Origin of the sequence: Acinetobacter sp. F9 (assembly GCF_019195275.1) — a bacterium.
In the GTDB taxonomy this organism is placed as follows: Bacteria; Pseudomonadota; Gammaproteobacteria; order Pseudomonadales; family Moraxellaceae; genus Acinetobacter; species Acinetobacter pseudolwoffii.
On the sequence record NZ_CP078068.1, the window covers coordinates 563815 to 582999 of the forward strand.

General features: G+C 44.8%; 20 protein-coding genes. 12 read left to right on the forward strand and 8 right to left on the reverse strand.

All coding sequences use genetic code 11. The features are described 5' to 3' along the window. The first annotated feature begins 36 nt into the window (after positions 1-36). Genes KT990_RS02740 through KT990_RS02750 form a run of 3 tightly spaced genes read left to right on the forward strand, consistent with a single transcriptional unit; the run spans position 37 to position 1432 of the window. Positions 37-402: a DUF423 domain-containing protein gene (locus tag KT990_RS02740; RefSeq protein WP_005096565.1), complete on the forward strand. Its 366-nt coding sequence runs from the start codon at positions 37-39 to the stop codon at positions 400-402. A gap of 35 nt (positions 403-437) precedes the next feature. Continuing rightward, complete coding sequence (thiS, locus tag KT990_RS02745; RefSeq protein WP_100329788.1) at positions 438-635, forward strand: sulfur carrier protein ThiS; 198 nt, start codon at positions 438-440, stop codon at positions 633-635. Between the two features lie 14 nt (positions 636-649). Next, positions 650-1432 carry a thiazole synthase gene (locus KT990_RS02750; RefSeq protein WP_100329789.1) on the forward strand — a complete coding sequence of 261 codons (783 nt, stop codon included), beginning with the start codon at positions 650-652 and terminating at the stop codon, positions 1430-1432. A gap of 64 nt (positions 1433-1496) precedes the next feature. Here KT990_RS02750 and KT990_RS02755 read toward each other — a convergent pair whose 3' ends face one another. The 3 genes from KT990_RS02755 to KT990_RS02765 all read right to left on the reverse strand — a co-directional run bounded on the left by KT990_RS02755 (position 1497) and on the right by KT990_RS02765 (position 3196). Beyond that, entirely contained in the window at positions 1497-2003 is a 507-nt protein-coding gene (locus tag KT990_RS02755) for a YiiX/YebB-like N1pC/P60 family cysteine hydrolase (RefSeq protein ID WP_157797502.1), read from the reverse strand. Between the two features lie 97 nt (positions 2004-2100). Next, positions 2101-2511, reverse strand: a complete 411-nt coding sequence (locus KT990_RS02760) for a DUF4878 domain-containing protein (protein WP_218209127.1) — start codon at positions 2509-2511, stop codon at positions 2101-2103. Between the two features lie 73 nt (positions 2512-2584). Further along, a complete protein-coding gene (locus KT990_RS02765) occupies positions 2585-3196 on the reverse strand; it encodes a glutathione binding-like protein (RefSeq protein WP_005171574.1) in 612 nt (203 codons plus the stop codon). Between the two features lie 215 nt (positions 3197-3411). Between KT990_RS02765 and KT990_RS02770 the strand changes: the two genes are divergently transcribed. Further along, positions 3412-4857 (forward strand): SulP family inorganic anion transporter, encoded by a 1446-nt coding sequence (locus KT990_RS02770; RefSeq protein WP_218209128.1) that lies wholly within the window; start codon positions 3412-3414, stop codon positions 4855-4857. Positions 4858-5008: 151 nt separating this feature from the next. Next, entirely contained in the window at positions 5009-5725 is a 717-nt protein-coding gene (gene trmB, locus KT990_RS02775; RefSeq protein WP_218209129.1) for a tRNA (guanosine(46)-N7)-methyltransferase TrmB, read from the forward strand. A gap of 92 nt (positions 5726-5817) precedes the next feature. Here trmB and KT990_RS02780 read toward each other — a convergent pair whose 3' ends face one another. The 5 genes from KT990_RS02780 to KT990_RS02800 form a co-directional block, all read right to left on the reverse strand. Beyond that, positions 5818-6594 carry a Rossmann-like and DUF2520 domain-containing protein gene (locus KT990_RS02780; protein WP_218209130.1) on the reverse strand — a complete coding sequence of 259 codons (777 nt, stop codon included), beginning with the start codon at positions 6592-6594 and terminating at the stop codon, positions 5818-5820. A gap of 83 nt (positions 6595-6677) precedes the next feature. Beyond that, complete coding sequence (locus tag KT990_RS02785) at positions 6678-7475, reverse strand: thioesterase family protein (protein WP_005096553.1); 798 nt, start codon at positions 7473-7475, stop codon at positions 6678-6680. Positions 7476-7538: 63 nt separating this feature from the next. After that, a complete protein-coding gene (locus KT990_RS02790; RefSeq protein WP_100329794.1) occupies positions 7539-8210 on the reverse strand; it encodes a class I SAM-dependent methyltransferase in 672 nt (223 codons plus the stop codon). Between the two features lie 366 nt (positions 8211-8576). Further along, the gene (locus KT990_RS02795) at positions 8577-10265 is read right to left on the reverse strand and encodes an AMP-binding protein (protein WP_005096547.1); all 1689 of its coding nucleotides are present in this window, start codon (positions 10263-10265) and stop codon (positions 8577-8579) included. 97 nt (positions 10266-10362) lie between these two features. Further along, on the reverse strand, positions 10363-10998 hold the full coding sequence (locus KT990_RS02800) for a TetR/AcrR family transcriptional regulator (protein ID WP_035337915.1): 636 nt from the start codon (positions 10996-10998) through the stop codon (positions 10363-10365). Positions 10999-11145: 147 nt separating this feature from the next. Between KT990_RS02800 and KT990_RS02805 the strand changes: the two genes are divergently transcribed. From KT990_RS02805 to KT990_RS02835, 7 genes are all read left to right on the forward strand, one after another. Then, positions 11146-12318 (forward strand): isovaleryl-CoA dehydrogenase, encoded by a 1173-nt coding sequence (locus KT990_RS02805; protein ID WP_005096545.1) that lies wholly within the window; start codon positions 11146-11148, stop codon positions 12316-12318. A 35-nt stretch (positions 12319-12353) separates the two neighbouring features. Next, positions 12354-13955, forward strand: coding sequence for a carboxyl transferase domain-containing protein (locus KT990_RS02810; protein ID WP_218209131.1), 1602 nt, complete (start codon positions 12354-12356; stop codon positions 13953-13955). 12 nt (positions 13956-13967) lie between these two features. After that, a complete protein-coding gene (locus KT990_RS02815; protein ID WP_074382975.1) occupies positions 13968-14762 on the forward strand; it encodes an enoyl-CoA hydratase/isomerase family protein in 795 nt (264 codons plus the stop codon). 19 nt (positions 14763-14781) lie between these two features. Further along, entirely contained in the window at positions 14782-16776 is a 1995-nt protein-coding gene (locus tag KT990_RS02820) for an acetyl/propionyl/methylcrotonyl-CoA carboxylase subunit alpha (RefSeq protein ID WP_218209132.1), read from the forward strand. Next, positions 16773-17675: a hydroxymethylglutaryl-CoA lyase gene (locus KT990_RS02825; protein ID WP_004729990.1), complete on the forward strand. Its 903-nt coding sequence runs from the start codon at positions 16773-16775 to the stop codon at positions 17673-17675. The genes KT990_RS02820 and KT990_RS02825 overlap by 4 nt, the downstream gene beginning before the upstream one ends. A gap of 93 nt (positions 17676-17768) precedes the next feature. After that, complete coding sequence (locus KT990_RS02830) at positions 17769-18473, forward strand: CoA transferase subunit A (protein WP_213687121.1); 705 nt, start codon at positions 17769-17771, stop codon at positions 18471-18473. Between the two features lie 2 nt (positions 18474-18475). Next, positions 18476-19114 (forward strand): CoA transferase subunit B, encoded by a 639-nt coding sequence (locus KT990_RS02835; RefSeq protein WP_004646586.1) that lies wholly within the window; start codon positions 18476-18478, stop codon positions 19112-19114. The last annotated feature ends 71 nt before the right edge of the window (positions 19115-19185 follow it).

Here is a 19185-nt window from a genome sequence, read left to right on the forward strand (position 1 = left end):
GGTTGGGCGCAAACTTTATCACGAAGATCAATTCAAATGTGGATTGCGATTTCAGCACTCAACTTGGCGCTTGCAGTGATGCTCGGTGCCTTTGGTGCACATGGTTTAAAAGCGCGCGCGACTGAAGCCCAGCTCGGCTGGTGGCAAACGGCAACGGATTATTTTTTCTATCATGCCTTAGGTTTGCTTATTCTGGCCTTGCTCGCGAAAGTCATTCCGACACTCCCGATTCAATGGAGTTTTTGGCTAATTCAGGTCGGTATTTTATTATTTTCTGGTTCACTGTATATCATGGCCTTGGGTTTACCACGTGGATTAGGCGCAATTACGCCAATTGGTGGTGCTTTAATGATTGCAGGATGGTTAATTCTGGCTTGGAATGCTTTAAAATACGCCAGATAAGTCTGAAAATCACTTAATCATGGAGGGTAGCTAGAATGATGATTTATATCAATGGCGAACAACAGGAAACTCACTGCAAGAATCTGCTGGAACTGATTCAGAGTATGGCGCTTGAGGGTAAGCGTTTTGCAGTTGAAGTCAATGAAATGATTATTCCTAAAAGCAAATTAGGCGATACGCCGATTTGCGATACAGACAAAATAGAAATTATTCACGCGGTCGGTGGCGGCTAATACTCGGGACAATTATGCAAGATTTATTACAGATTGGTTCACGCCAATTCCAGTCTCGCCTTTTGGTAGGCACAGGCAAATATAAAGATTTAAATGAAACTCAGCAAGCCATTCAAACCAGTGGCGCAGAGATTGTTACTGTCGCGATTCGTCGGGTCAATATTGGACAGCATCCAGATCAGCCGAATCTGCTGTCAGTCATTCCTCCGGAAAAATATACCATTTTGCCAAATACCGCAGGTTGTTTCGATGCCAATAGTGCCGTTCGCACCTGTATGCTGGCACGCGAACTCCTTGATGGCCATAATCTGGTCAAGCTTGAAGTTTTAGGCGATGAAAAGACCTTATATCCGAATGTGACCGAAACCCTGAAAGCTGCACGTACCTTGATTGACGATGGCTTTGAGATCATGGTCTATACTTCGGATGATCCAATCGTGGCGCAAGAACTGGAAAGCATGGGCTGTGTGGCAATTATGCCTTTGGGCAGCCTGATTGGTTCGGGCTTGGGAATTCTCAATCCACATACCCTGTCGATTATTAAAGAAAATGCCAAAGTGCCTGTACTGGTCGATGCCGGTGTTGGTACTGCAAGTGATGCCGCAATTGCGATGGAACTGGGCTGTGATGGTGTACTGATGAATACGGCGATTGCGGCTGCACAGAATCCGGTACTCATGGCCTCAGCCATGAAAAAAGCAGTCGAAGCTGGCCGTGAAGCTTTTCTGGCCGGCCGTATGCCACGCAAACGTATGGCCAATGCCAGCTCGCCGGAAACTGGTTATTTCTTTAAATAAATCTCATCGTAGTCAAAGGATTGTATGATTCTTTGACTATCATTTAGCTTTTACTCATCCTAAATTATCTATTTTTATAAATCAGCTCGACGGATTCAAGCTTTAATAAAGCATCAGGAAAAAGCAGCTCCCCCTGCAAGCCTGGCAATTCAATCTTGCTCCAGACCAGTTTATTACGTAAAGACAATGGAAGTTTCTCTGCAATAATCGTAGTGCAATAACGATGCGTCTCACCTCTTGATCCTAAAATAAATTGCTCTCCTACCTGCCTTGTCACGGCCCTAGCAATATCTTTTCTTTTATATGGCTCTAAACTGCTTTCTCTATAAACTGCCCACTTTTTTGCTCGTTTTGAGTCAATAAAATCACTGATATCTGATTGAATCACTTGATTTACATGTGAGGGATCATCATCTGTGGTCGCATGCACCACCAAAATATTCGGTTGAGTTTCTGCAATCACGCCAATATGTGAGTATTCACTCCCACTCAGTTTTTTGATTAAAAAACTTTCGTAACCCACCCCTTCCCGAACAATCCAATCACCCACTTGAAATGCGTGCTCGGGCATATAAATCTGTTTATCTTGCTTTATAGTATCTTGGGGGGGAAACCCAATAAAAAGGCAGATTAGAATAACTAATCTGCCCAAAATCAAACTAAACCGATTATAAATCAACTTTCCATTTATCTTCATTTTTGATAAGTTTTACTCGATCTGTTACAGAATTAGAGCCTTCATTTTTAAAGCTGACTCCGATAGTCACCCGTCCTTTTCCATTTGCTTCATCGATATTTTTGTCTACCACACTAATTTCTTTGACTCCGCCTTTACGTTCAGCTTGCTCTTTAGCCTTTGCCGCGCCAGCTTTTATTTTGCCTTGAATCATTTCTTCAGAACCTGCTTGGGCTTTAATATTTTCAGGTATATAAATATAAGAGAGCATTTTTTCTGAATCGCCTTTATAGGCTGCTGTAACATATTCTTGAGCTACATTTTCTGGATTTTTAACACTACTACATGCAACCAGCATTCCCGTTAAACCGAAACTTAATACTAAATTCAGTATTCTCTTCATCTTATTTATTCCAATAGCAATTATTAAATGAAAGTCAAAAAAAAAGCATAATAATTATGCTTTTTTTTAAATTTTATGGAATTAGACCTTCATCTCGCATTGCAATCTGTACAGACTGACGCTCTGCGACTTTATTGCGGATATGAATAATATTCTTATACGGACTTAAATCATGCTCAATATGATTCGACCAATTGGTCAACACAAACAGATAAGCATCGGCTGGGCCAAAGTTATCATCAACCAGATAGTCATTGTCTGATTCAGCAATCGCTTTGTCGATATAACTTAATAGACGATCGACTTCTGCATAGGCTTTTTTCTTTTCATCATCGGATAACTTGCCACCAAAGAACACCGCATAAGCATCATGCAATTCTGAATTGAGATAACCCAGCCATTCCAGAACTTTGGCACGTCCCATACCAGATGGCGGAATCAGATCTTGTTTTGGATCGTGTTGAGCCAGAAAAGGTAAAATGGCTACGTTTTCTGTCAGGATCAGACCAGGATTAATTTCTAAGGCTGGTACATAGCCTTTAGGATTAATTTCGTAATAATCCGTACCTTTCTCTGTTTTATGTGTTTTTAAATCAACACGTTCCAAATCAAAATCGACATTAATTTCATTTAAAATAATATGAGCTGCCAGTGAGCATGCACCCGGCGAATAGTAAAGCTTCATTTCTGATCCTTGTTATACACTTCTCTATGTTTTAAATCGCTTCTGTCAAACTTTCAAGTGATCAAACCTGTAAATTGCAAAAAAGCGTAACTGCCCCTCAGGACATTTACTCATTCAATATTCAGGAAATTAACGGCTTTTTCAAGCCCATCTCTGTAGATTTTTGACCACATCTGTTTAAGATACCCAGGTTTTCCAAATTTAGATGATATTTCGTGATTAGCCTTAAAAAAGAAGAATGGTTTTCCAATGTCCGGACGGATGTACTCGCAGGTTTGGTGGTTGGACTGGCCTTGATTCCCGAGTCGATTGCCTTCTCTGCAATTGCTGGCGTCGATCCGCAGGTCGGTCTCTATGCTTCGTTTTGTATTGCTGTGACGATTGCTTTTTTTGGCGGCCGCCCTGCCATGATCTCAGCGGCTACGGGTGCGATGGCACTGCTGATGATTACGCTGGTAAAAGACCATGGACTGCAATATCTGCTGGTAGCGACTATTCTGACCGGAATTATTCAGGTCATTGCCGGTTATTTTAAAGTGGCCAAGTTGATGCGCTTTGTTTCGCAAGCTGTGGTGTATGGATTTTTGAATGCATTGGCAATTCTGATTTTTGTCGCACAGCTTCCCGAGATGCAAAAAATGAATGGGATGGGCTATCTGTTTATTGCCATGGGTCTGGCAATTATCTATCTATTTCCTTATCTGCCTAAAATTGGTAAAGCCATTCCTTCTCCGCTAATTTGCATCATCGTGCTGAGTGGACTGGCGCTGTTCTTGGGTGCAGATATGCGAACCGTGAGTGATCTGGGGCAATTTCCGGACACCTTACCAGTGTTCCTGCTGCCGGAGATTCCGCTCAACTTGGAAACCCTACAAATTGTACTGCCTTATTCATTGACGCTGGCGACTGTCGGTTTGCTGGAAAGCATGATGACCACGACTGTAATTGATGAAGTCACCGGAACTGAAGGTGACCGTCATCAGGAATGTCGTGGTCAGGGTATGGCCAATATTGTCAGTGGTTTTATGGGTGGCATGGCCGGTTGTGCCATGATCGGTCAATCGATTATTAATGTGTCTTCCGGTGCACGAACCCGTTTATCGACGCTGATTGCCGGTGTATTTTTGCTGTGCCTGGTGGTGTTTCTGAAAGACTGGCTGGCTTATATTCCGATGGCGGCTTTGGTGGCGATTATGGTGATGGTCGCCTTTACCACTTTCCAGTGGGGTTCAGTCAAACAATTCAATAAACATCCGCTGGAATTTAATGTGGTTATGATTGCGGTGGTGCTGGTGGTTTTAGCCACCCATAATCTGGCACTGGGTGTATTTGTTGGCGTGCTGCTTTCTGCTCTGTTCTTTATCAATAAACTGGAAAGAACCGTACATGTCTATACGCATTTGAATTCGGCTCATTCACGCAGCTACTTTATTTCTGGACAGATTTTCTTTAGCAGTTCAGAGAAGTTCTATCAGTTCTTTGATTTTAAAGAAAAGCTTGAACATGTTGAACTTGATCTGACCCATGCGCATATTTGGGATGTGACCTCAGTGAATATGCTGAATAACGTCATCCAGAAATTTAAAGCTCAAGGTATAGAGGTGACCGTGATTGGTTTAAATGAAGCCAGCAGCACCTTGATTGACCGTTTTAGTAGCTGAGGCATGATGATTAATAAAAGAGCCAAGCGAGGCTCTTTTATTGTATCTGGAAGATCTTGCCGATTTTTATGGAGAAATACCGAGAAAAGTTTGACTTGCTCGGCTCAGGACTTAAAATACCGCATTCTGAATTTTTAGATTTGCCAAAGTTATGTCGAACGATCAATTAGACCAGCAAGTCGTGGAGCTGGACAATTTAAGCGAGCACCGTGAAATCGTGACGTTTATGCGCCGCTCAATGCCGCTGAACACCTCTCAACGTACTGCGCTTGAACAATATGGTCACTTAATTTTGGAATATCCGGTGGGCGATTTACGTCAACACTTTGAACATCCGGAGCGTCCTTTAACGGTAGAAATCGGTTTTGGTATGGGTCGTTCTCTGGTGCTGATGGCCAAGGCCAATCCCGAGCGTAATTTTGTCGGGATTGAAGTTCATGTACCAGGCATTGCGCAGTGTATCTATGAAGCAGGTATGGCCGGCGTAACCAACTTACGTGTACTGGATGCTGATGCGATTCAAGTGCTGCGTGAAATGCCGGACGATAGTATCAATACGGTTCAGCTTTACTTCCCTGATCCATGGCAGAAAAAACGTCATTTTAAACGCCGTTTTGTTTCACATGAACGTATGCCACTGGTTGAGCAAAAGCTGGAGCTGGGCGGCACCTTCCATGCTGCAACAGATTGGGAACCATATGCAGAATGGATGCTTGAAGTTTTGGAAGAACGTCCACGTCTGGAAAACCTCGCAGGTAAAGGCAACAGCTATCCTCGTCCTGACTGGCGTCCACAAACCAAGTTTGAGCGTCGCGGCATTGAAGCCGGTCACAAGATTAATGACTTTATCTTCAAGAAAATTTCTTAATCTAAGACTCACAAAAGCGCTGATTATTCGGCGCTTTTTTATAGAGAAAATTTGTCTTTGAACCCTGCTCTGTAGATAAATCATTAGCTTCTTCATTTTTGATGACGCGTGAGAATCTGCTGGCTCAACAACTGATAGACATTTTGTAAATCTGCTCGCTGCCGATTCGCCAGCATCTGCTGATGCATATTTAGGATATTTTGATCACCACGCATGGCGGGGCCAGTCTGCATTTGCCTTGGATCATTTTCGGTAGCTTTATGGGCAGTTTCTAGTATTAAGGGATACAGCAGACTGAAATCGACCTGCTCAGCATCTACAATCTGTTTGGCCATATCATAACAATAATTACTGAAATTACAGGCAAATACTGCGGCCAGATGCAAACTTAAGCGTTGTTCAGAGCTATAGTGATAGACTCTATTGCTTAGGCTATTTGCTAGATCATGCAGTTTTTCTTGATCTTCAGCATTATCCGCTTCAATAAATAAAGGCGTATTCGACCAGTCGATGTCACGTTCCAGACTAAAAGTCTGTAAAGGGTAAAATACACCTGAACGTGGGTGAACATCCTGCAAAACGTTTAAGTGGGTACTGCCAGAGGTATGCACAATCAGTACATCAGGAAGATAGGCATGTATCTGCTCGATGACAGATCGAATGGATTGGTCACTGACGGCAATGATTAAAAGATCAATTTCGGAATGCAGTAATTCAGGAGCGTTGATTGCCTGAGCCTTAAATTTAGATGCCAGCTGTTCTGCCTTGGCAAAACTACGGCTATAGATTTGTACAAGCTCATGCTGTCCATTTAAGCCTTGGGCAAGATGAAAGGCAACTCGACCTGCCCCAATAATACTAATCCGCATTTACTGATCTTCCAGAATAATTGCGCACAGCATGCCAATAAAAAAAGGACGAAGCAATTCGTCCTTTTTATGTGAATCAGATTTTAAAATTTACGTAGCGTTAAAATCTGCTCACTGCGGCCAAATGGCCCATGAAGATCATGTAAAATTCCACTGGTTAAACCAATGCCATCTTCACCATATTGCTGTAGCACTTCTAGTCCTAGCCATGTGCCTTTAGGCAAACGATGCAAATGAATCTGCAAGTCCAGATTTGGGAAACCCCATCCCGCATTTGGATCCTGACGCGGCACCACACCGTTGGCTGTATCCACCATTCCCATCAAGCGGCTAAAGTCGCTGGTCGTCTGACCTTCTACCATTTCCAGGGCATTCGATAACCAGACAATACCTTTGCCCGCACGATGATCGACATGGGCACGGGTATTAATACTTTGAATATAACCACCTGGCCAGCAGCGCATCCCTTCCCACACCGGCAGGTCTTCAGGGTGCTGAACCGGAAAATCTTCCAGACCGGCGATCGCGCGGGTATCCGAAGTCATCATTTTCCAGGCACGTGCCACAATACAGGTTTTCCCGTTGGCACACATTTCTGCTTCAATGAGTTCGATGGTTTTACCCGGACGAATCATGCGCGTAGTAATGGAAAATTCACCAAAAGCAATCAGTCCAAAGATATCCAGACTCACCCGGCCAATGCGCATCTCTGCACGTGGCTGAAACTGTTCCAGTTCTGCACAAATAATGCCAGTCGCGGGCGCCATATGCTGCTCATGCGGATTCCATGCACCTTGCGCATGAATATTAGATTCATAATAAGCAGTGCTGCTGCCATCGGCATGCTGTTCGCGGTTGATGAAACGATAGTAGGCTGACATTGTTTTTACACTTCCTTGAATCTTATATTTAAATTTCTAGTTAACTGTTTCAGTTAGCTATGCTTATTTCTGTATAAAAAAACCATAATAATTCATGATTTGACAGTAAATTTTGCTATGTTTAAATCCGACTTTGGTTAAAAGCGCTGCTAAATCTTGGGCAGAGATTAAATGAAAGTCCTGCTGTAACCGTTCAAGCATTTTTTCGCTTTGTTGAATACTGAGTCCTGTCTGCTGTGCCATTTTTTGCAAGATTTTTAATTCAGTTTTATTTTCAGGTTGCATCAAGTCATAGGTTAACAGGATTCCATCGGTCTTAAGACTATCGGATATATCCTGAAAAAATTCAGTTTTATTTTCTGATGGAATAAAATGTGCCACCAAAATTGCTAGAGCCGCATCGAACTGATTATCTTGATTTAAGCTTTGTGTATCTGTCTGAATAAAACGAATCCGCTGCGATCCCAGGTCTAACCCAATATTTTTCTGCGCCTGTTCCAGCATAGTCGCCGATGGATCAATTGCAGTAAATGTCCAGTTTGGGTGGCGTTGCAACAGATAAGATAGCTCATAGCCTGTCCCGCAACCAACCACCAATATATGGGCAATTTCGGGTAAATGAGTGGTTAGAATGGCATCAATTTGCTGATGTACCAGTTCATAGCCGGGAATCAGTTTACGGATGTGCTCATCATAATTAGCGACGACGAGTTCACTATGGAAGTTTTTTGCCATATTTTCACTTTACCTCACACCATTCAACAGACTAAAGAGCATTAGGTTTATCAGTTATTACAATATTGATAAAGATTCCATCTAAAGGTTTTAAATTTTCGACCATTATCCTAAATCTAATCACATGACAGGCGACATGAATGTCGCCATTTTGCTGAAGGAGATGGATGTCCCTTCAGCAAAATAAAGGGCTTTTGTTTATTTTGGCCCATCAAAAGTCAAAGCATGGCCTACACGTTAAAATCAAAATCTTTCTTTCTAAGTGAGGCTGTGCAGATCTTTCGCTTTTTCTTAATAGTTTCTCTTCAACTTTTTTTAATGATAAAAAAGTTGAAGAATTCACCAATCTCAAAAACTAAACAATACTTAAGCTATTTCCTTTAAGTTCAACTCTTCACGCATAAATTCACGCAATTTAAACTTCTGCGCCTTACCGGAAGCTGTCATCGGGAACTCATGGAAGAAACGCACATAGCGCGGCACTTTATTGTGTGAGATATGCTCGGCACAATACTGGCGAATAGTTTCTTCAGTACACGGATCGTTTTCATGCAAAATGATGCAGGCACAGAGTTCTTCACCATACTTATGATCTGGCACACCAATCACCTGAACATCTGAAACCGCAGGATGAGTATAAAGGAAGTCTTCAATTTCTTTAGGGAACAGGTTTTCACCGCCACGAATGACGACATCCTTGATTCGCCCCTTGATTTTGACAAAGCCTTCATCATCCATTTCAGCAATATCACCCGTATGCATCCAGCGCGCATTATCAATTACTTCTGCAGTTTTATCCTGATCTTCCCAATAACCGAGCATCACCGAATAACCACGCACACAGAGTTCACCGAGTTGTCCGCGCGGCACCACCTTGCCCTCTTCATCGACAATTTTCACTTCCAGATGCGGATGTACCCGGCCGACTGTCGTAACACGCTGTTCAATGGAGTCTGCGGTAGAGCTTTGCGCACTGACCGGTGCGGTTTCAGTCATGCCATAACAGATGGTAATGTCTGACATATGCATCCGGTCAATCACACGCTGCATAATTTCCTGTGGACATGGACTGCCGGCCATAATACCGGTACGCAAACTGCTCAGATCAAATTCATCAAACTGTTCATGCTCAAGAATGGCAATAAACATGGTCGGCACCCCATAAGCCGCCGTACATTTTTCTTGTTGAATGGCTTTGAGGGTTTCCAGAGGATTGAAAACGGCAGATGGATAAATCATGGCTGAACCATGGGTAATACAGGCCAGATTTCCCATCACCATACCAAAGCAGTGGAACAGTGGTACCGAAATACAAACCCGATCTTCTGGACTTAAATGAATGGCTTCACCGACAAAATAGCCATTATTTAAAATATTGTTATGGGTCAACATAGTACCTTTCGGATTCCCGGTCGTCCCTGAAGTAAATTGAATATTGATGGTTTCATCAAACTGCAATTCACTCGAAACTTGCTGCAATTTTTCTAAGGCGTTTGCGCTCGGTTCCACCAATAAGTCCTGAAAACGATGTAGACCCGCATGTTCCTGTTCATCAATTTTAATCACATGCTTCAAATGCGGCAGACGCTCTGCATTGAGTAATTTACTTTCAGTCTGCATTAGCTCAGGAGCAATTTTAGTCAGAATTTCCTGATAGTCAGTGGTTTTAAACTGCGCTGCAATCACCAGTCCCTTACAGGAGACCTTGTTTAAGACATATTCCAGTTCATTACTTTTATAAGCTGGATTCAAATTCACCAGAATAATCCCGGCCTTAAATGCAGCAAACTGGGTAATGGTCCATTCCACACAGTTCGGCGACCAGATGGCCAGACGGTCACCTTTTTCCAGGCCCAGTTTCTGCAAACTACAGGCAAAAGCATTCACTTGCTGCTGCAACTGCTGATAGCTCAGACGCACATTCTGGTGCAAGCTGACGATTGCATCAGAATATGCATACTGTTCGCATGCCTGATCAAATTTTTCGCCAATTGTCATGCCCAATAAGGGTTGGCTGCTTGTTCCGTAGGCATAGCTTAACCGTACTTGTGTCATTGAATCGATCTCCTTGATTCTTTGTAATTCTGATTTTCAACTCTATTAATTGTTTTTTGACCACGACAACCCTGTCTTCCTGCCTGTTTTTTGTGTTTTATGCTCCTGCTACTCCCTCCTGTCGACGTACTGCGTTGACACAAAAATCGGCAATCTGTTTGACAAAGTGATCCTTATAATTTTGATCAAACCTGATATTCCGAGATGGATTCAAAGGTTCAATTACCACAAAGGTCATGGAACCAACCACACCCAGCGCTGCGGTATTTAAATCTTCAAATTCAAACTCGCCATTGACTTTTCCTTCAGCCAAAATTTCCTTAATGCTTTGCTTGATTAGCTGTTTACTGTGAAAACGCTCATGTTCCATTTCCGGATCGACCGGTTCGAACATCAGCGAATACGCCAACTGGGGGCTGTTCATGGCTCGCTTCACAAAAGTTGTAACAGATTTTTGCAATTTCTGTTTTGGCGATAAATCCGAGGCAGCAATGTGATTTAAAATCTCAATCTCAAGCCGAATTGCTTCTGACAAAACCTGAATCAAAATCTGATTCTTGTTTTCGAAATATCGATACACCAAGCCTGTAGAAACGCCTGCACGTTCTGCAATCGCCTGAATCGACGCCTCTTTAAAGCCCCCTTGAGTAATCAGCTCACGAGCAGATTGCAAGATCGCCAAGCGATTTTGCTCCATTCGTTCCTGCATCAATGATGATCTTTTATAACTCATAAAATTAATCTCAACAAGATAAAATGAATTGTAAATCATTTTGTGAATATTGATTCACTTTTTTAAATTTTCGATGTATGTTAAATAACAAGCACAACAAAAATGCTTTTTTGGATACAACAAATAGAACCACAGGATGGATGAACAATGAATTTACAAAGCTTGGATTTCGGTTTGGACGAAACACTTATTGCACTTCGTGATTCAGTGGCTGCATTTTGCGCCAAGGAAATTGCTCCAATTGCTCAACAAGTGGACCGTGACAATGAATTCCCTGCTCACCTTTGGAAAAAATTTGGCGAGATGGGCCTGCTCGGTCTGACGGTCAGTGAGGAATATGGCGGTTCAAATTTCGGTTATCTGGCGCACATCATTGCCATGCAGGAAATTTCCCGTGCTTCAGCATCGATTGGTTTGTCCTATGGCGCACATTCTAACCTATGTGTAAACCAGATTAAGCGTAATGGCAGCGAAGAACAAAAGCAGCGCTATCTGCCCAAACTGGTATCTGGTGATTATGTCGGTGCCTTGGCCATGTCCGAACCCAATGCCGGATCCGATGTGGTCAGCATGAAACTCAAAGCGGAAGACAAAGGTGATCATTACCTGCTGAATGGTTCGAAAATGTGGATCACCAATGGCGGCGATGCCGATGTACTGGTGGTCTACGCAAAAACCGATTTACAAGCCGGTGCCAAAGGCATGACCGCTTTTCTGGTTGAAAAAAATATGCCGGGGTTTAGTCACGGTACGCACCTAGACAAACTCGGCATGCGTGGCTCAAACACTTATCCACTATTTTTTGACAATGTCGCAGTGCCAAAAGAAAACGTGCTCGGCGGTGTCGGCAATGGCACCAAAGTGCTGATGAGCGGTCTGGACTATGAACGTGCTGTTTTAAGTGCAGGCCCACTCGGCATTATGGATGCCTGTATGGATACCGTGATTCCGTATATTCATGATCGTAAACAGTTTGGTCAGGCGCTGGGTGAATTCCAGTTGATGCAGGGCAAAATTGCTGACATGTATTCCACCTGGCTGGCCTGTAAAGCCCTGGTCTATGCAGTTGGCGCAGAATGTGACAAGGCAGAGCATAGCCGTAGCCTGCGTAAAGATGCCGCCAGTGCGATTTTATATGCAGCTGAAAAAGCCACCTGGATGGCGGGCGAAACCATTCAAACCTTGGGTGGCAACGGTTATATCAACGAGTTTGCTGCGGGACGTCTATGGCGCGATGCCAAACTGTATGAAATTGGCGCAGGCACCTCAGAAATTCGCCGCATGCTGATTGGCCGCGAACTGTTTAATGAAACTGCCTAAAAAATAAATCACAAGAATAGACAAGGATGTTCGGCATGAATCAATTAAAGAGCAAAATTCATATTCGCAGCGACGAATTTAAAAACAACCAGACGGCGATGCAAAATCTGGTCGAAGACCTGAAACAGAAAGTCCAAAAAATTGCCTTGGGTGGGGGTGAAACTGCCCGTCAAAAACATTTGGATCGCGGTAAATTACTAGCCAGAGAACGTATTGATCATCTGATTGATCCTGGCACGGCATTTATTGAAATTGGACAACTGGCTGCCTATCAGGTCTATCAGGACGATGTGCCTGCTGCGGGCGTGGTCGCTGGCGTTGGTCAGGTCAATGGCGTAACCTGCATGATCATTGCCAATGATGCGACTGTTAAAGGGGGCACTTATTATCCACTGACCGTAAAAAAACATTTGCGTGCTCAGGAAATTGCCGAGCAGAATCATTTGACCTGTATTTATCTGGTCGATTCTGGCGGTGCCTATTTGCCGCTACAAGATGAAGTCTTCCCGGATCGTGATCACTTCGGACGTATTTTCTATAATCAGGCGCGTATGTCGAGCCAAGGCATTGCCCAGATTGCTGTGGTGATGGGCAGTTGTACGGCGGGTGGTGCCTATGTGCCTGCCATGTCGGATGAAACTATTATTGTACGCAATCAGGGAACCATTTTCCTCGGTGGCCCGCCACTGGTCAAAGCTGCAACCGGTGAAGTTGTTTCCAGTGAAGACCTTGGTGGTGGTGATGTGCATACCCGCCTCTCCGGTGTAGCCGATCATCTGGCTGAAAATGACCAGCATGCCCTGGAAATTGCCCGCAATATTGTGGCCAATTTAAATAAAAAACCAAATCCGTTGCCTGAACATGTGGAAGCGCCTTTGTTTGATGCTTCAGAGCTATACGGTATCGTGCCAACAGATTCGCGTAAACCTTTTGATGTCCGTGAAGTGATTGCCCGGATTGTCGATGGTTCGCGTTTTGATGAATTCAAGGCTCGATTTGGTACTACCTTGATTACCGGATTTGCCAGCCTATACGGTATGCCAGTCGGGATTATTGCCAATAACGGCATTCTGTTTTCCGAGTCAGCACAAAAAGGTGCACATTTTATTGAGCTGTGCTGTCAGCGCAATATTCCCCTGCTATTTATCCAGAATATCACTGGCTTTATGGTTGGCCGCCAGTATGAAAATGAAGGCATTGCCAAAAATGGCGCCAAACTGGTGATGGCTGTGGCCAATGCCAATGTGCCTAAACTGACCATGGTGATTGGCGGCTCATTTGGTGCCGGCAACTATGGTATGTGTGGCCGCGCCTATTCACCACGCTTTATGTGGACCTGGCCCAACTCACGTATTTCAGTGATGGGCGGTGAACAGGCCTCCAGCGTATTGTCGACCTTAAAACGTGATCAGATTGAAGCCAAAGGCGCTAACTGGTCTGCGGAAGAAGAAGACCAGTTTAAACAGCCAATTCGTGATCAGTACGAACGCCAAGGTCATCCTTATTATGCCTCTGCACGTTTATGGGATGACGGTGTCATTGATCCAGCGCAATCGCGTGAAGTGTTAGGTCTTAGTTTAGCTGCGGCACTGAATGCGCCAATCCAGCCGACCAAGTTTGGCGTGTTCCGCATGTAAGAGGTGAAAAAAATGACATATCAATTTTTACAGCTCGAACAGCAAAATCAAGTGGCAACAGTCTGGATTAATCGCGCTGAACTGCACAATGCCTTTAATACTCAGGTCATTGAAGAATTGTATCGCTGCTTCCAGTCTTTAAATAGCCGTGATGATGTACGTGTGGTGATTCTGGCAGGGCGCGGCAAAAGCTTTTCGGCTGGTGCCGATCTGAACTGGATGAAACAGGCCGGTCAGGCTTCTCAAGCAGACAACGAAGCAGATGCATTAAAACTGGCGAAAATGCTGCAAAGCCTAGCGACTTTAAAGCAGCCAACCATCGCCCGGGTGCATGGCATTGCTTTTGGCGGTGGTATGGGTCTGGCATCAGCTTGTGATATTTGCGTGGCCAGTACCGATGCCAAGTTTGCCACCTCTGAAGTACGCCTAGGTCTGGCACCTTCGACCATCAGCCCGTATGTGATTCGTGCGATTGGTGCGCGTCAGGCTTCACGTTATTTCCTGACCGCCGAGCGAATTTCTGCGGAACAGGCCAAAACCATTGGACTGGCGCATGAAGTCACTCCACCGGAACAGCTCGACAGCAAAATTGATGAAATTGTGGAAGCCCTGTTACTCGGTGGCCCTGCTGCACAAAATTCCTCAAAACAACTGATTCAACTGGTCGACCAACAGGTTTTGACCGAAGATTTACTTCTTAAAACAGCACAGCATATTGCCCATATTCGCCAGGGAGATGAGGCGAAAAATGGACTGAATGCATTTTTAAACAAACAAAGCCCGGCCTGGATCAAGACCACGGCATAACAACAAGAAGGATGCTACGATGTTTGAAAAGATTTTAATTGCCAACCGTGGTGAAATTGCCTGCCGTGTGATTCGTACAGCAAAAAAACTCGGTATTGCCACCGTTGCCGTATACTCCGATGCCGATGCACAGGCACAGCATGTCAAACTGGCGGATGAAGCGATCTATATTGGTGAATCGCCAGCAGCACAAAGCTATTTACAGATCGAACGTATTATTCAGGCGGCCAAAAACACCGGTGCGCAAGCAATTCACCCAGGTTATGGCTTTTTGTCGGAAAATGACCAGTTTGCCCTGGCCTGTCAGGACAATAATATTGTCTTTATTGGCCCGCCTGTCGATGCCATTTTGGCGATGGGTCTCAAAGCCACCTCTAAAGCGTTGATGGAAAAAGCTGGTGTGCCTTTAACCCCGGGCTATCACGGTAGCAATCAGGATGCCGACTTCCTGAAACAGCAGGCTGACAGCATCGGCTATCCGGTGCTAATCAAAGCCAGTGCTGGCGGTGGCGGTAAAGGCATGCGTCTGGTCGAGCGCAGTGAAGATTTTCTGAGTTCGCTGGCTTCATGTAAAAGCGAAGCGCGTTCCAGTTTTGGCAATGAAGATGTGCTAATTGAACGCTATGTGATTCAGCCACGTCATATTGAAGTACAGGTTTTTGGCGATACCCACGGCAATTATGTGCATTTATTTGAACGTGATTGCTCGGTACAACGTCGTCATCAAAAAGTCCTTGAAGAAGCGCCTGCACCAAAAATGCCAGAAGACAAACTTGAAGCGATGCGCCAGGCCGCGATTGATGCCGCACGTGCGGTCGATTATGTCGGTGCCGGTACGGTAGAGTTTATCGTCGAGCAAGATGGTACTGCCTATTTCATGGAAATGAATACCCGTTTGCAGGTTGAGCACCCGGTCACTGAAATGATTACAGGTCAGGATCTGGTGGAATGGCAACTGCGCGTAGCTTTTGGTGAGCCTTTACCCAAACAGCAGCATGAATTACAGATCCACGGGCATGCACTGGAAGCACGTGTCTATGCCGAAGAACCAGAGAAAGGCTTTATTCCTGCGATTGGCCAGATCAGCTATTTACACTATCCAGAGCAAAATGACTGTGTACGTGTGGATAGTGGCATTGTCGAAGGTGATGAAATCAGCACCTATTATGATCCGATGATTGCCAAACTGATTGTCTGGGGCAAAAACCGCGAAGCTGCTTTAACGCAAATGCATCATGCCCTGGGCCATTTCCATGTGGATGGTTTGGGCAATAATATTGCATTCCTCGACCGTTTGGTGCTGTGTGATTCGTTTAAAAATGCCCATCTGGATACCGGCCTGATTCAACGTGAAGAAGAGTTCTTATTAAAACCTTCGACTGAGATCAATGCTGAACTGATCGTTAGTGCTGCATTCATCGAATTATTATCACGCCAAGCTCAAAACCCGGTTGCGAATAACTCAGTCTGGCAACAACACGCTTTCTGGCGCCTGAATCAGCAAAATGCATATACAGTGCAATTACAACGCAATGGCATTATGCTTAAAGTTCAGTTCAGTACGCAAGAGCAAGGTTTTATCGCCACTTATAATGGTCAGCAGATTCAGCTACAAGGTCAGTTGATTGATGCACATACTTTAGCTTTGCAACTGGCAGGCAAACAGCAAAAACTGGCCTTTAGCCAGACTGAACATGGCATTACCCTGTTCCAGAATGGTCAGACACATAAATTCGAGTCTATCCAGCCGGATTATGATCAGCATGATGATCAAGGGACAGAAAACAACCTCACTGCACCAATGCCAGGTGTGATCACGCAAGTACTGGTCGCTGCCAATGACAAGGTCAAAAAAGACGATGTCTTGATGACGCTGGAAGCGATGAAAATTGAATACTCGATTCGTGCACCACATGACGGCATCATCGCCAGTTCATATTTCCAGAAAGGTGATCAGGTCAAAGCCGGTGATGAACTGATTGAGTTCCAGCCACTGGCGGAGGAAGTGGCATGACGGATTTTGTCAAAATCGTAGAAGTCGGGCCACGCGATGGCCTGCAAAATGAAAAAACACCTTTGACATTGGATGACCGGAAAAACCTGATTGTGGACCTGATGAAAACCGGTCTGCAGTCCATCGAAGTTGGTTCCTGCGTTTCAGCCAAATGGGTACCGCAAATGGCAGACAGTGATGTGCTCTTTGCCAGCCTACCTCAAGATCCAAATATTCAGTTCAGTCTGCTGACCCCAAATCTGAAAGGTTTTGAATCGGCACTGGCTGTGGGTTGCAAGGAAGTGGCAGTATTTACCGCTGCTTCTGAAAGCTTTACCCGCAAAAACATCAACTGCTCGATTGATGAAAGTTTTGAGAAGTTTGCCGATGTGATGTCAGCCGCCAAAGCCAATGACATCAAGGTACGCGGTTATGTCTCCTGTATGGTGGACTGTCCTTATGAAGGTGCGATTGATCCCAAGCAGGTGGTGAAAGTCACGCAGCGTTTGCTGGAGATGGGCTGCTATGAAGTGTCGTTGGGTGAAACCATTGGCACGGCCACCCCAGACCGGGTTAAATACGTCTGGGAAGCTTGTTTGGCTGAACTTGATGCCAAAGTGCTGGCCGGTCATTTCCATAATACCTACGGCATGGCGATTGCCAATATTTATCAGTCACTGTTGCAAGGCATTCGGGTCTTTGACTCCTCCATTGCTGGACTGGGTGGCTGTCCTTATGCCCAAGGTGCATCTGGCAATGTCTCGACCGAAGACCTGTATTACCTGCTCTCGAATATGGGCTTTGAAACCGGTATTCAGCTGGATGCACTGATGCAGGCCAGTCGTAATATCAGTGAAGTCTTGCAGCGCAATAATCCATCCAATTATGCCAATGCCTACTGGCAAAAAGCCTGTGCTTAACAATAATCATGCTTGAGCAAAATAAACTTAAGCAACCCATAAGGATATAAACAGCAGATTTAAGTCTGCTGTAATAACAATAGAGGTGACGAGATGTCAAACAAGGTTTATGACGGCGCTCAATCCGCCTTAAAGGATGTGGTGCAAGATGGTCATACTCTGGCTGTCGGTGGTTTCGGCCTATGTGGTATTCCAGAAGCTTTGATCACGGCCCTAAAAGAAACTGGTGCCAAAAATTTGACCTGTATTTCCAATAATGCCGGTGTAGACGGCTTCGGTCTGGGGCTTTTACTGGAAACAAAACAGATTAAAAAAATGATCTCCTCTTATGTCGGTGAAAACAAGGAATTCGAACGTCAATATTTGAATGGCGAACTGGAAGTTGAACTGACCCCACAGGGTACACTGGCAGAAAAATTACGTGCTGGCGGTGCCGGTATTCCGGCTTTTTATACGGCGACGGGTGTCGGAACCGTGATCGCTGAAGGTAAGGATGTCCGTGAATTTAATGGCAAGTCTTACATTCTGGAAGAATCTTTAACAGCTGATGTTGCTCTGGTTAAAGCCTATAAGGCCGATAAAGCCGGCAACCTGATTTTCCGTAAAACCGCCCAGAACTTTAATCCGGTCTGTGCCATGGCCGGCAAAATTACCATTGCTGAAGTCGAAGAGATTGTCGAAATTGGCGTGCTAGATCCGGACGAAATCCATCTTCCGGGAATTTATGTGAACCGGATAGTCCTGAATGCTCAACCGGAAAAACGTATTGAACAGATGACTTTAAAGGCGGAGGCTTGATCATGGCTTGGACACGTAATGAAATGGCGCAGCGCGCGGCACAAGAGCTTGAAGATGGTTTCTACGTCAATCTAGGGATTGGCCTGCCGACGCTAGTCGCGAACTATATTCCGGAAAATATCAATGTCTGGCTGCAGTCGGAAAATGGCCTGCTGGGGATTGGCGAATTTCCAACCGAGGAGACAGTGGATGCCGACCTGATCAATGCCGGTAAACAGACGGTTACCGCGCGTAAAGGTGCTTCATTTTTCTCAAGTGCCGACTCCTTTGCCATGATCCGTGGCGGTCATGTCAATATTGCCATTCTGGGTGCTATGGAAGTGTCCGAAACTGGTGATCTGGCCAACTGGATGATTCCAGGCAAAAAGGTCAAAGGCATGGGCGGTGCCATGGATCTGGTCGCGGGTGTACAAAAGGTCGTGGTCTTGATGGAACACTGCGCCAAAGATGGTACACCTAAGATAGTTCCAGAATGTAGTCTGCCGCTGACCGGCCAGGCTGTGGTGAACCGGATTATTACCGATCTCGGTGTACTGGATGTTACTCCTGATGGAATTCGACTGGTTGAACTGGCACCAGAGGTAAGTTTTGAAGAGATTCAAAAAGTCACGGGGGTAGCGCTACTACGTAACGCTGCCTGATCCAGCCAGCCCTTAAGAATGAAGCATCTTAAGGGCTTTTTTATATATAGCTGTTTCATTTCAAAATAATA

Excerpts from the sequence above, each read along its gene's own strand:
- KT990_RS02800 (WP_035337915.1), bottom strand. The coding sequence starts at position 10,998 with ATGAGTTATAAAAGATCATCATTGATGCAGGAACGAATGGAGCAAAAT.
- KT990_RS02755 (WP_157797502.1), bottom strand. The coding sequence starts at position 2,003 with ATGCCCGAGCACGCATTTCAAGTGGGTGATTGGATTGTTCGGGAAGGG.
- KT990_RS02750 (WP_100329789.1), top strand. The coding sequence starts at position 650 with ATGCAAGATTTATTACAGATTGGTTCACGCCAATTCCAGTCTCGCCTT.
- KT990_RS02765 (WP_005171574.1), bottom strand. The coding sequence starts at position 3,196 with ATGAAGCTTTACTATTCGCCGGGTGCATGCTCACTGGCAGCTCATATT.
- KT990_RS02740 (WP_005096565.1), top strand. The coding sequence starts at position 37 with ATGTGGATTGCGATTTCAGCACTCAACTTGGCGCTTGCAGTGATGCTC.
- KT990_RS02805 (WP_005096545.1), top strand. The coding sequence starts at position 11,146 with ATGAATTTACAAAGCTTGGATTTCGGTTTGGACGAAACACTTATTGCA.
- KT990_RS02785 (WP_005096553.1), bottom strand. The coding sequence starts at position 7,475 with ATGTCAGCCTACTATCGTTTCATCAACCGCGAACAGCATGCCGATGGC.
- KT990_RS02795 (WP_005096547.1), bottom strand. The coding sequence starts at position 10,265 with ATGACACAAGTACGGTTAAGCTATGCCTACGGAACAAGCAGCCAACCC.
- trmB (WP_218209129.1), top strand. The coding sequence starts at position 5,009 with ATGTCGAACGATCAATTAGACCAGCAAGTCGTGGAGCTGGACAATTTA.
- KT990_RS02815 (WP_074382975.1), top strand. The coding sequence starts at position 13,968 with ATGACATATCAATTTTTACAGCTCGAACAGCAAAATCAAGTGGCAACA.
- KT990_RS02830 (WP_213687121.1), top strand. The coding sequence starts at position 17,769 with ATGTCAAACAAGGTTTATGACGGCGCTCAATCCGCCTTAAAGGATGTG.
- KT990_RS02820 (WP_218209132.1), top strand. The coding sequence starts at position 14,782 with ATGTTTGAAAAGATTTTAATTGCCAACCGTGGTGAAATTGCCTGCCGT.
- thiS (WP_100329788.1), top strand. The coding sequence starts at position 438 with ATGATGATTTATATCAATGGCGAACAACAGGAAACTCACTGCAAGAAT.
- KT990_RS02760 (WP_218209127.1), bottom strand. The coding sequence starts at position 2,511 with ATGAAGAGAATACTGAATTTAGTATTAAGTTTCGGTTTAACGGGAATG.
- KT990_RS02835 (WP_004646586.1), top strand. The coding sequence starts at position 18,476 with ATGGCTTGGACACGTAATGAAATGGCGCAGCGCGCGGCACAAGAGCTT.
- KT990_RS02825 (WP_004729990.1), top strand. The coding sequence starts at position 16,773 with ATGACGGATTTTGTCAAAATCGTAGAAGTCGGGCCACGCGATGGCCTG.
- KT990_RS02780 (WP_218209130.1), bottom strand. The coding sequence starts at position 6,594 with ATGCGGATTAGTATTATTGGGGCAGGTCGAGTTGCCTTTCATCTTGCC.
- KT990_RS02810 (WP_218209131.1), top strand. The coding sequence starts at position 12,354 with ATGAATCAATTAAAGAGCAAAATTCATATTCGCAGCGACGAATTTAAA.
- KT990_RS02790 (WP_100329794.1), bottom strand. The coding sequence starts at position 8,210 with ATGGCAAAAAACTTCCATAGTGAACTCGTCGTCGCTAATTATGATGAG.